Raw genomic sequence first — 12,221 nt, 5'->3', positions numbered from 1 at the left:
GCCGGTCAGGCAGCAGCGGCCTTGGCGGCAGCCACCTGGGCAGCCACTTCGGCGGCGAAGTCGTCGGCCTTCTTCTCGATGCCTTCGCCCACGACGTAGAGCGTGAAGCCCTTCACGTTGGTGTTGGCTGCCTTGAGCATCTGGGCCACGGTCTGCTTGCCGTCGGCGGCCTTCACGAAGACCTGGTCGGCCAGCGAGACTTCCTTGAGGTACTTCTGCACGGCGCCGTCGATGCGCTTGGCCGTGATTTCGGCGCTCTGCGCGGGCTTGCCGGCGGCCACGAGTTCCTTGTTGGCTTCTTCAGCCTTGCCTTCGGCCACCGAGCGCTCCTTGGCGATCAGTTCGGCAGGCACGTCGGCGCTGGTCAGGGCCACGGGCTTCATGGCGGCCACGTGCATGGCGACGTCCTTGGCGGCAGTAGCGTCACCGTCGAACTCCACCACCACGCCAATGCGCGAACCGTGCAGGTACGCGGCCAGGTTGGAGCCGCTGAAGCGCTTGAAGCGGCGGAACGACATGTTCTCGCCGATCTTGCCGATCAGGCCCTTGCGCACGTCTTCCAGCGTGGGGCCGAAGCTGTCCTGCTCGTAGGGCAGCGCGCCCAGGGCTTCGATGTCGGCAGGGTTGTGCTCGGCCACCAGCTTGGCAGCGGCGTTGGCCATGGCGATGAAGCTGTCGTTCTTGGAAACGAAGTCGGTTTCGCTGTTGACTTCGATCAGCGCGCCCACGTTGCCGTTGATGAAGCTGGCCACCACGCCTTCAGCCGTCACGCGCGAGGCGGCCTTGCCAGCCTTGGTGCCCAGCTTGACGCGCAGCAGTTCTTCCGCCTTGGCCATGTCGCCATCGGCTTCGGTCAGTGCCTTCTTGCATTCCATCATGGGAGCGTCGGTCTTGCCACGCAGTTCTGCCACCATGCTTGCGGTAATTGCAGCCATCTTTGTTCCTTCAGTGTTCAGTTCAGTCGATACAGATTCGGGCTAAAAAAAAGGGGGCTCACCAGGGGCCCCGCTTTTGTCCGCGACGGATCGCGCAGCCGGGTCTTAGGCGGCGGCTTCTTGCACTTCCACAAATTCGTCAGCGGTTTCCGAGGCTGCTGCCTTGGCCACGTCGCTCACCGCGTTGGCGCGGCCTTCGATGATGGCGTCGGCGATGCCGCGGGCGTACAGCGTCACGGCCTTGGCCGAGTCATCGTTGCCGGGGATCACGTAGTCGATGCCTTCGGGCGAATGGTTGGTATCCACCACGCCGATCAGCGGGATGCCCAGCTTCTTGGCTTCTGCCACGGCGATCTTGTGGAAGCCCACGTCGATCACGAAGATGGCGTCCGGCAGCGCAGCCATGTCCTGGATGCCGCCGATGTCCTTCTCGAGCTTCTCGATTTCGCGAGCGAACGTCAGCTGCTCTTTCTTGCTCAGGTTGTCGAGGCCGGCTTCTTGCTGGGCCTTCATGTCCTTGAGGCGCTTGATCGAGGTCTTCACGGTCTTGAAGTTCGTCAGCATGCCGCCCAGCCAGCGCTGGTCCACAAAAGGCACGCCAGCGCGTTGCGCTTCCGTTGCCAGGATTTCACGGGCTTGGCGCTTGGTGCCGACCATCAGGATCGTGCCGCGGTTGGCCGTCAGCTGCTTGGCGAACTTTTGTGCTTCCTGGAACAGCGGCAGCGTCTTTTCCAGGTTGACAATGTGAATCTTGTTGCGATGGCCGAAGATGTACGGGGCCATCTTGGGGTTCCAGAAGCGGGTTTGGTGGCCGAAGTGGACACCGGCTTCCAGCATTTCGCGCATGGTGACGGACATAAGGAGACTCCAAAGGTTAGGTCTAAAATCAGCCCCTGAATTTGCAATGCCGTGTTTCTTCATGCTGCACGGCGCCACAACACCTTGACGGGGCTGCTTTGCGATTGATTTGCCGCAAGGACCACCGGAGACGCGACTCCTGCAAAGGGCACTTGGCGATATTGCAATATCCCCCAAAATGCCCTTGCAGACTGCGCCGGCGGCTACTGCTCCCAGCAAAACCCAAAGATTCTAGCACACCCATGCTTCCAGACCTGATCGCCACCCGTGAGCAACTGCGGGGCGGCGCCACCACGCCCGCCGCCGAGCTGGAGCGCTGCATCGACGCAGCGCAGGCCGCCAGCAACACCCACAGCTTCGTGCACACCCTGTTTGACAGCGCGCGTGCCGCCGCGGCCCGCCCCGGCCTGCCGGAGCTGCCCCTGGCGGGCCTGGCGGTGTCCGTGAAGGACCTGTTCGACATCGCGGGCCAGCCCACCCCCGCCGGCTCCACCGTGCTCAAGGACGCCGCGCCAGCGCGGCAGGACAGTCCGGCCGTAGCGCGGCTGCGGGCGGCGGGCGCCACCCTCATCGGGCGCACCAACATGGTCGAGTTCGCCTTTTCCGGCGTCGGCGTCAACCCGCACTACGGCACGCCCGCGGCCTGGGACGCGCGCTTCGGTGCGATCCCGGGGGCGCCGCGGGTTCCCGGGGGATCGTCCTCGGGCGCGGGGGTTTCGGTGGCCACCGGGGCGGCTTTCATCGGGCTGGGATCGGATACGGGCGGGTCCATCCGGATCCCGGCCGCGCTCAACGGCATCGTGGGGTTCAAGAGCACCGCCCAGCGCGTGCCCACCGCCGGCGCGGTGCCGCTGTCGACCACGCTGGACACCGTCTGCGCCATGACCCGCAGCGTGCGCGACGCCCTGCTGGCCCACGAGGTGCTGGCGGCGCGCCGCGTGACGCGCAGCCTGGCGCCGCTGTCGCAATACCGGCTGGCCGTGCCCTCCACGCTCTTTCTGGACGGGCTGGATGCCACCGTGGCGCGGGCGTTTGAGCGCAGCCTCCAGGTCCTGCGCCAGGCGGGTGCGCAGATCGACACCATCGACCTGCCGGCCGTGCAGGAGCCGCCGGCCTACGGCTTTGCCGCGCCCGAGAGCTATGCCTGGCACCGCAGCTTGCTGCAGCAGGCGGGCGGGCAGTACGACCCGCGGGTGCGGACCCGCATTGAAAAGGGCGCCTCGTTGATGGCCTGGGAGTACATCGACCTGCTGCACGCGCGCCAGCACTGGATCGCGCGCATGCTGGATGGCATGGCGGCCTACGACGCGCTGCTGTCCCCCACGGTACCCATCGTTGCCCCCTTGCTGGCCGACGTAGCGCCCGCCCATGGCACCGACCCAGCGCAAGACGCCGCCCGGGATGCGGAATTCTTCCGGGTCAACAACCTGCTGCTGCGCAACACCAGCGTGGTCAATCTGCTGGACGGCTGCGCACTGTCCCTGCCCTGCCACCAGCAGGGCGAACTCCCCGTCGGGCTGATGGTGTGGCACGGCGCACTGCGGGACGACACCGTGCTGAATGTGGGCCTTCAAATCGAAAAAGCACTACAAAAACAATAGCTGCTGGCGCGCGATAATATTGCGCTGAACGCCAAAATCACTCCCATCCATGAAGATCGCCATCGTGGGCGCCGGCATCACCGGCGTCACCACTGCGTACGAGCTGGCCAGCGACGGCCACGAAGTCACCGTTTTTGAACAACACAGCGCTGCAGCCGAGGAGGCCAGCTTTGCCACGGCGGGCCTGCTGGCACCGCACCTGACCAACCCCTGGGCCCTGCCGGGCTTCGGCCCTGCGCTGCGGCTCATGGGCGCCCACGCCACCCTGCGCCTGGCCGGCGGCTGGAGCCGCGCCAACCTGGTCTGGCTGCGCCGCTGGCGCCAGGCCGCGCGCACGCGCAGCGCCCCGGCCGCCGCACTGGAACGCCTGGCCCAGTACAGCCTGGCGCGCCTGCAGGCCCTTGCCAGCCAGCACGAACTGGACATCGAAGGCAGCGAGGGCCGCCTGCTGCTGCTGCGCACCGAACAGGAACGCGCACAGCTCCAGCCAGCGCTGGACATCCTGCGCGAAGCCGGCGTGGCCTGGCAGGAGATGGATGCCGACGCCGCACGCCGCACCGAACCAGGCCTCTCGCCCGAATCGCCGCTGGCCGCCGCCATCCACCTGCCCGGCGCCGCTGCGGGAAACTGCCGCCTGTTGGCCCAGCAGTTGCGCCAGGGCCTGCAAGGGGCCACCGTGGAATTTGCCTTCAACACCCGCGTGGAGCGGATCGGCACCTCCCCGCTGGCACTTTCCCTGCAGGGGGAGCCCCAGGTTCGCCGTTTTGACGCCGTCGTGCTGTGCGCGGGCCTGGCGTCTGCCGCGCTGGCGCCGGCGCTCGGCTTGCGGCTGCCCATGGCCGCCGTGTACGGATACTCCGTGAGCGCACCCTTGCGCGAGGCCACCCACGCGCCGCGCGGCAGCATCGTGGACGTGGCACAGCAGATCGCCATCACCCGCCTGGGCCAGCGCGTGCGCATTGCCGGCGGCGCCGAGCTGGCGGGTGCTGGCGCCGCGCACCACACGCCCACCTTGCAACGCCTGTACCGCACGCTCAACGACTGGTTCCCCGGGGGCGCGCAGTTGTCCTCCGGCCTGCAGGTGTGGCGCGGCGCGCGCCCGCTGCTGCCCGACGGCGCCCCCGTGGTCGGCCCCGGCAGCGCGCCCGGCGTGTGGATCAACACCGGCCACGGCGCGGGCGGCTGGGCCCTGGCCTGCGGCTGCGCGCGCGCGCTGGCGGACCTGGTCGCGCAGCGGGAGCCCGAGGTCTCGCTGGACGGCCTGGGCCTGCGCACGTTCTGACCCACGGCACGGCGGTGCGCCGGCGCACAATGGCGGCCATCACAGCCCCGGCCGGCGTCCCGCCGCTGAGTCCCATGTACCGCATCACCGCCCAACAGCCGCAGCCCCTGCACGACACCGCAGCCACACGGCGCCTGGAGCAGGCGGCCGCCGCCACCCTGCCCCCGCACACCTTGATGCAACGCGCCGGCAAAGCCGTTGCGCGGCTGGCGCTGGCCTTGGCGCCCCACGCCCGCACGGTCTGGATCGCCTGCGGCCCGGGCAACAACGGCGGGGACGGGCTGGAAGCCGCCGCACACCTGCAGCGCGCGGGCCGGCAGGTGGTGGTGACATGGCTGGGCCAGCCAGACACCGCCCCCGCCGACGCGCGTGCGTCCTGGTCCCGGGCGCAGGCGGCGGGCGTGCAGTGGGCCGATGCGCCGCCGGCCGACCTCACCCCCCACGACCTGTGCATCGATGCCCTGCTGGGCATTGGCGTCTGCGCTTCGCCCACAGCCCCCGCCCGCCCTGCCCCGGTGCGGCTGCAGGCTTGCCTGCGGGCACTGCACCACGCCGCGGCCCCGGTCCTGGCCGTGGACCTGCCCAGCGGGCTGGACGCCGACACCGGCCAGTTCGCCCCCGGCCTGGCCCCCGAGACCCCGCTCCACCCCACGCCGTCCGTGCGCCCGGCGCGGTACACGCTGAGCCTGCTCACCCTGAAGCCCGGGTTGTTCACCGCCGCCGGGCGGGATGCGGCGGGCCAGGTCTGGTGCGACGACCTGGGCGTGCCCGCCGGCAACGAGCCTCCCAGCGCCTGGCTGTGCGGCCCCGCAGCGCCGGCCCCGCGCGCCCACGCCAGCCACAAGGGCACCTACGGCGACGTGGCCGTGGTGGGCGGCGAAGGGCTTGCCGCGCGCGGCCTCGGCATGGCGGGCGCCGGTCTGCTGGCGGCATCGGCCGCGCTGCACGGCGGCGCAGGGCGGGTGCTGGTGGCGCTGCTCGACCAGGGCCACCAGGAGATCGATCCGCTGCAGCCGGAGTTGATGTTCCGGCGCTTTGACGCCCTGGCACTGGAGCAGCTCACGGTGGTCTGTGGCTGCGGCGGAGGCCAGGCGGTTGCGGCCATGCTGCCAGAGGTTCTGACCCGATCAGCCCGGCTGGTGCTGGACGCCGACGCGCTCAACACCATCGCCAACCAGGCCGCGCTGCACGCGCTGGTGGTGGCACGCGGCCAGCACGGGCAGAGCACCGTGCTCACCCCCCACCCGCTGGAGGCCGCGCGCCTGCTGGGCCTGACCGCAGCCGAGGTGCAGGCCGACCGGCTGGGCGCCGCCCGGCAACTGGCGGCGCAGTTCAACTGCGTGGCAGTCCTCAAGGGCTCCGGCACCGTGATCGCCGCACCCGACCGCATCCCTGCCATCAACCCCACCGGCAATGCGCGGCTGGCCACAGCGGGCACGGGCGATGTGCTGGCAGGCATGGTGGGCGCTGGCTTGGCGGCAGGCGCCAGCAGCTTCCGCGCGGCCAGCGAAGCGGTGTACCGGCACGGACAGATCGCCGACCACTGGCCTGCGGGGCGCGCACTCACGGCCAGCGAACTGGCGCGGCACGCGGGGCCGGCGGAGCACCTGGGCAGCACCGCAGCCTCCCTCTGACACGCCACGCCCCTCCCGCAGGGCGCGCAGACCCTGCGCCGCCTGGCGCCCGCAGCGCAGGGAGGGACGGCAGAGCCGCCCCGGGAGTCGGAACAGGGATGAAAATGGCCTCCAGGCCTTATCCATCAAGCGCAAGCAGCTATAAAAACAATAGCGAATCTCGCGCCTGGATGGGCTCTCAGCCGCCGTTCACCCGCGGCGTGGCTTGCGCGCCTTGCCCTTGCCGGGCTTGCCGGCGGCCGGCATCTTTGCGGGCGCCTTGCGCGTTGGCGCTGGCGAACGCGCGGCGCGCTCGCGCGTCAGACCGGCCAATTCGGAGGCACTGGGGGCCGCAGGCTTGTCGGCCTTGCCGGCCTTGCGCCCGCCCCCAGCCTTGCGGGCACCGCCGCTGCCACCCTCGCTGCCCATGCCCTTGTCCTTGAGCGCACGGCCCAGCAGCTCTTCGCCTTCGCGCACCAGGCGGAAGTCGATCTTGCGGCCGTCCAGGTCCACGCGGCTCACCTGTACGCGCACGCGGGTGCCAATGGAGTAGCGGATGCCCGTGCGCTCGCCGCGCAGTTCCTGGCGCGCCTCGTCGAACTTGAAGTACTCGCCGCCCAGTTCGGTGATGTGCACCAGCCCTTCCACATACATCGCATCCAGCGTGACGAAGATGCCGAAGCTGGTGGCGGCGCTGACCACGCCGCTGTATTCCTCGCCCAGGTGCTCGCGCATGTACTTGCACTTGAGCCAGGCTTCCACGTCGCGGCTGGCCTCGTCGGCGCGGCGCTCGTTGGCGCTGCAGTGCAGGCCGGCGGCCTCCCAGGCCTGGGTGTCGCGGCTGGCCGGCTTGGCGTCTTCGCGGCGCAGCTTGGTGCCCGGGGCCGCCACGCGCGCGGCAAGGCGCTTGGCCAGCTTGGCATGGGCCTCGCCCGGCGTGGGCAGCGTGGGCAGCTGGTAGCGGGTCTTGTTCAGGATGGCCTTGATCACGCGGTGCACCAGCAGGTCCGGATAGCGGCGGATGGGACTGGTGAAGTGCGTGTAAGCCTCGAACGCCAGGCCGAAGTGGCCGCTGTTGATGGGCGTGTAGATGGCCTGCTGCATGGAACGCAGCAGCATGGTGTGGATCTGCTGCGCGTCGGGCCGCTCCTTGGTGGCCGTGGCAATGGCCTGGAACTCGGCCGGCTTGGGGTTGTCGCCGATCGTCATCCCTACGGCCATGGCCTTGAGGTAGTTGCGCAGGATCTCCTGCTTCTCCGGCGTGGGGCCTTCGTGCACGCGGAACAGGCCCGGCTGGCCGCCCTGGGCGATGAAGTCGGCGCTGCACACGTTGGCGGCCAGCATGGCCTCTTCGATGAGCTTGTGCGCGTCGTTGCGGGTGCGGGGCACGATCTTCTCGATGCGGCCGTTCTCGTCGCAGACGATCTGCGTCTCGGTCGTTTCAAAGTCCACCGCGCCGCGCTGCTGGCGGGCAATCAGCAGTGCTCGGTACACGTCGTGCAGGTTCAGCAGGTCCTTCACGCGGTCCTTGCGCTTGCTGGCCTCGGGCCCGCGCGTGTTGGCCAGGATGGCCGCCACCTCGGTGTACGTGAAACGCGCGTGGCTGAACATCACGGCCGGGTAGAACTGGTAGGCGTGGATCTCGCCCTTGGCGGTGATCAGCATGTCGCACACCATGCACAGGCGCTCCACCTCGGGGTTCAGCGAGCACAGGCCGTTGCTGAGCTTCTCGGGCAGCATGGGGATCACGCGGCGCGGAAAGTACACGCTGGTGGCGCGGTCGTAGGCGTCGATGTCGATGGGGCTGCCGGTCTCCACGTAATGGCTCACGTCGGCAATGGCCACCAGCAGGCGCCAGCCCTTGCTGCGGCCCACCTTAGCAGGCTCGCAATACACGGCATCGTCGAAGTCGCGGGCGTCTTCGCCGTCGATGGTGACCAGGGGCACATCGGTCAGGTCCACGCGGCGCTTCTTGTCCTGTGCGCGCACCTTGTCGGGCAGCGCCTTCGCCTCGGCCAGGCAGGCCTCGGAAAACTCGTGCGGCACGCCGTACTTGCGCACGGCGATCTCGATCTCCATGCCGGGGTCATCCACTTCTCCCAGCACTTCGGTGATGCGGCCCACGGGCTGGCCGAACAGGGCGGGCGGTTCGGTCAATTCAACCACCACCACCTGCCCCGGCTTGGCGGCGCCCGTCGCGCCCTTGGGAATCAGCACATCCTGGCCGTAGCGCTTGTCCTCCGGCGCGACCAGCCACACGCCACTTTCCTGCAGCAGCCGGCCAATGATGGGCTGCGGCGGGCGTTCGATGATTTCCACAACGCGGCCTTCCGGGCGGCCGCGGCGGTCCTGCCGCACGATGCGCACGCGCACCCGGTCCTTGTGCAGCACGGCCCGCATTTCGTTGGGGGGGATGTAGATGTCACCTTCGCCGTCGTCGCGGATGACGAACCCGTGCCCATCACGGTGCCCCTGCACGCTGCCTTCGATCTCTTGCGACACATGCGCAGACGGTTGCGATCCGGGGATGGTTTTTTTGATATACAATCTAAGTCTTTCCTGAAATGCCCAGGTGGCGGAATTGGTAGACGCACTAGTTTCAGGTACTAGCGAGTAACATCGTGGAGGTTCGAGTCCTCTCCTGGGCACCAAGTTTAACGAGAGCCTGATGCAGGTTTTCAAAATTAAAGAGCCGCTGCGACCACAGCGGCTTTTTGCTTTGTGGTCCCCGGCGTTCCGCACCGAGGCAGGAGCCCACCCAACACGGCGGTTCGCACTTTTTCAGAATTTCTTCGGCAAGTTTTCAAACCACCGAAAAATTTGCTCTATAATTCGAGGCTGATCTGAAAGCCCAGGTGGCGGAATTGGTAGACGCACTAGTTTCAGGTACTAGCGAGTAACATCGTGGAGGTTCGAGTCCTCTCCTGGGCACCACAACATTAAAAAGCCGCTGCATCCGCAGCGGCTTTTTTGCTTTTGCACGGCCGTTGGGGCATCAGGCCATCGGGCGCCCCCCCCCTGATGCAGCGCGGTGCCGCCGCCCGGCAGCGGCACCTCCATTCCCCGACCGGCTGGCCGGCGCCCTACTTGCGCAGCAGCGCCTTCAGGACATTCTGCAAACGGCGGGCGCTGCCCGCGTCGCTGGCGCTGGCCAGCACCCGGGCCACGTCCTGCCCCCACGTCTGCGCGGGTGCGGGGTCGTTGCGGCGGGTCAGCAGCTGCAGTTGCAGCATGCGCCGGGCCGCAATGTGCTCCGCGGGCGTGGGCACTTCGGCCGCCATTTCCAGGCGCAACAGCGCTTCTGCCGCGTCCCCCTGGGGGCCGGACGACAGGGCCTGCACCCAGGCGCTGCGCGCCGGCGCCGCCACAGCGCCTCCCAGGTCGGCCGCTGCGGGCACCAGGGCCGCATCGCGCTTTTCCCAGGCGGTCAGCAACTGGGTCAGCGCCTCGCCATGGGCTTGCGCCGCCAGCTTCTTCAACGCCAGCTGTGCGTGCTCCATGGCCTCCCGCTGGGCTCGGAACGCCGCATCGCCCAGGCGGGGGCCACGGTCTTCCTGGGCTGCACCTCGATCGCCGAAGCGGCCGCCGCGGTCGCCAAACCGGCCTTCCGCCCGCGCGCCACGGCCGGCGTCACGGTCGCCAGGGCGGCCGTCACGGCGGTCACCGGGGCGCGCGCCGCGGCCGGCCGGCGCCGGCGCGTCTTTTTTCATCCCCGGGCGATCATCGCCCCGCACCGCCACCACGGGCCGCACCGCCGGCTTGGCAGGGGCCGCAGCAGCCGCCTGCGATGGCTCCGCACTCTCTGCGGCGCCCTCGGCAGCTGGTTCGGCGGGTGCAGCGGACGCGCCGCTGGAAGTGGCCGCAGCCGCCGCCGCGGCCTCCTGCGCCTGGGCTTGTCCGCGCAGCGCGGCCTCCAGGGCCTGCATGGCCGCACGGATCTGCTGGGCGTCCCCGGTCGCGTTGGCCGCTTCGAGCGCCTTGGAAGCGTCAAGCACCGCACGGTCACGCACGCTCAATTCGGTGTCGGCACGTTCGCGGTCCGCCGACTTGCGGTGGAAGGCTTCGTCGATCGGCTTGCGGAACGCATCCCACAATTTCTGCTCGTGCTTGCGGTCCAGCGGCACCGACTGGGCCTCCGCCTGCCAGCGCTGCTGCAGGGCCTTCACCGCATCAATGCGCAGGGCCGCCGCAGCACCCAGGGCAGTGGCCTCTTCGATCATCGCGTGGCGGCGGGCCAGGCTTTCCTTCTGGGCTGCTTCGAGCGGCGCCGCCGCAGCAGCAATGGCCTGCTTCCACAGGGGCTGCAACTCGGCAAAGATCTTTTCCCCCACGTGGCCGCCCTCGCGCCAGCGGTCTCCGAACTGGTGCAGCGCCCGGTTGATGGCCTTCCAGTCCCCCGAGGCGCCGTGTTCCTGCGCCCAGGCCTTGACCTCTTCAATCAGCGCCAGGCGCTGCGCCTTGTGCTCGGCGGCCTCGGTGCGGATCTTGTCCAGCCACACCTCCACCACCTTGTGCGCTGCATTGCAGGCTTCGTCAAACTTCTTCCACAGTGCATGGTTGGGCGCGCCGCCCTGATCTGCCTGCTTCCACTGGTCGCGCAGGGCGCGCAAGGTTTCCTGCATCTTGCGGCCGCCCAGGGCTTGGCCCTCGGGGCGGTTGAGCAGTGCCTCGGCCTTGGCCACCAGTTCCTCGCGGACCTGGTCGGCGCTCCAGCGCTGCCAGCCCTGCAACTCGCCTGCAGCCACCAGCGCCGTGTGGACCTGCTGCTCCAGGGCGTTGTCGATGTGCCGGCCATGGACCTTGAGCACGGCCCGCAAGGCCGCGGCGGCGCCGGAACTGGCCTTGCCATGGCCCTCGGCGGTTTCCTTTTCGAGGACGGCCAGGGCCTCCCGCACGCTTTGCACGGCCTTTTCGACCACCTCGGGCGCCACCTTGGGCTTGGCGGCACGCGGAGCCTTGGGTGCCGCAGCTGCCGCGGCGAGCGCTGCCTCGGTGGGCAGCCCGCGCGCAGCCCGCAGCTCGTCCGCCCACACGGGCACGGGAGGCAGCGGTGCGTTGGCATCCTCCGCCGCGGCGGCGGCCTGGGCCAGTGCCGCCTGGAAAGCATCCCACACCACCAGCAACTGGGTGCGCGAGGCGTCCAGCAGCGGCGGAAAGCGTGCTTCCACGCTCACCCAGCTGGCATCGCCCACGAGTTCCTGCGCCTGCTCCTGCCAGCGGGCCACGTCAGCGCGCAACAGGTCAACCGCGCCCTGGGCGTCGCGCCAGGGCTTGGTGGACAGCACTTCAATACGCTGCGCCAGAAGCACGGCGGCCTCGCGCTGCACCTGCACGCGGTGCTGCAGGTCTTCGATGACCTTGACGCGGTCGGACAGCTGCACCTTGAGCACGGACAGCGGCTCGCGCGACAGCGGCGCTCCCGCCTTCGCGGCGTCGCGCTGCCAGGCCAGGGCGTCTGCAATATTGAGCTTGGGCGCGGCGAGCAAGGCCTGCGCCTTTTCCGCCCACTCCGCGGCAATCACCTCCTGGCCCTTGGCGCGGCGGAGTTCGTCCAGGCGCTCGCGCACAGCGCGCGCAGCCCCCTTGTCGCGTCCGCTCAGCTCCTTGAACACCTCCTGCAGCTGCTCGGGCGCGGGCTGGGTGGCCAGCCACTCGCGAATGCGGGAGGCCCGCTCCCCGGAGGTGGCGGCGGAAAAAGCGCCGCCTGTCAGCGCATCGAGTGGATGCGGCTCATGGGTTTTGGCCGGGGCCGGGTTCACTTCAGATGCGTCGGACATTTTGCTGCGGGAAAAAAAAGGAAACATGGGTCCAGTGGATGACAAAGGAAGGCGCGCCACCCAGGGCGCGGCCTTGCGGCCACCCCGGCTGACTAGCCAGCGCCAGGGTCACAAAGCTGCTATTTTCACCGGGTTTGGCCTCCAGGCGGCGCGGC

At 69.2% G+C, this 12,221-nt stretch carries 7 protein-coding genes and 2 tRNA genes; 5 read left to right on the top strand and 4 right to left on the bottom strand.

Features of this window, described 5'->3' with window-relative positions; genetic code table 11:
- Positions 1-5 precede the first annotated feature (5 nt).
- The gene (tsf, locus tag LWW96_RS06080; RefSeq protein ID WP_291485040.1) at positions 6-935 is read right to left on the bottom strand and encodes a translation elongation factor Ts; all 930 of its coding nucleotides are present in this window, start codon (positions 933-935) and stop codon (positions 6-8) included.
- A gap of 105 nt (positions 936-1,040) precedes the next feature.
- Positions 1,041-1,793 (bottom strand): 30S ribosomal protein S2, encoded by a 753-nt coding sequence (gene rpsB / locus LWW96_RS06075; protein WP_291485038.1) that lies wholly within the window; start codon positions 1,791-1,793, stop codon positions 1,041-1,043.
- Positions 1,794-2,035: 242 nt separating this feature from the next.
- Here rpsB and LWW96_RS06070 point away from each other — a divergent pair, with 242 nt between their 5' ends.
- The 3 genes from LWW96_RS06070 (at position 2,036) to LWW96_RS06060 (ending at position 6,310) form a co-directional block, all read left to right on the top strand.
- Complete coding sequence (locus LWW96_RS06070) at positions 2,036-3,394, top strand: amidase (RefSeq protein ID WP_291485036.1); 1,359 nt, start codon at positions 2,036-2,038, stop codon at positions 3,392-3,394.
- A 49-nt stretch (positions 3,395-3,443) separates the two neighbouring features.
- Positions 3,444-4,676: an FAD-dependent oxidoreductase gene (locus LWW96_RS06065; RefSeq protein WP_291485034.1), complete on the top strand. Its 1,233-nt coding sequence runs from the start codon at positions 3,444-3,446 to the stop codon at positions 4,674-4,676.
- A 74-nt stretch (positions 4,677-4,750) separates the two neighbouring features.
- Positions 4,751-6,310, top strand: coding sequence for an NAD(P)H-hydrate dehydratase (locus LWW96_RS06060; RefSeq protein ID WP_291485032.1), 1,560 nt, complete (start codon positions 4,751-4,753; stop codon positions 6,308-6,310).
- A gap of 189 nt (positions 6,311-6,499) precedes the next feature.
- On the opposite strand, the gene rnr is transcribed toward LWW96_RS06060, so the two are convergent.
- A complete protein-coding gene (rnr, locus tag LWW96_RS06055) occupies positions 6,500-8,836 on the bottom strand; it encodes a ribonuclease R (protein WP_291485030.1) in 2,337 nt (778 codons plus the stop codon).
- Positions 8,837-8,855: 19 nt separating this feature from the next.
- Here rnr and LWW96_RS06050 point away from each other — a divergent pair.
- Positions 8,856-8,940: transfer RNA gene (locus LWW96_RS06050), tRNA-Leu, on the top strand.
- Positions 8,941-9,138: 198 nt separating this feature from the next.
- Positions 9,139-9,223 (top strand) — tRNA-Leu (locus tag LWW96_RS06045).
- Between the two features lie 149 nt (positions 9,224-9,372).
- Here LWW96_RS06045 and LWW96_RS06040 read toward each other — a convergent pair.
- The gene (locus LWW96_RS06040) at positions 9,373-12,093 is read right to left on the bottom strand and encodes a DUF349 domain-containing protein (RefSeq protein ID WP_291485028.1); all 2,721 of its coding nucleotides are present in this window, start codon (positions 12,091-12,093) and stop codon (positions 9,373-9,375) included.
- Between the last annotated feature and the right edge of the window lie 128 nt (positions 12,094-12,221).

The organism is Acidovorax sp., assembly GCF_021287135.1.
In the GTDB taxonomy this organism is placed as follows: Bacteria; Pseudomonadota; Gammaproteobacteria; order Burkholderiales; family Burkholderiaceae_C; genus Acidovorax.
This window is presented reverse-complemented; position numbering and strand designations above follow the sequence as displayed.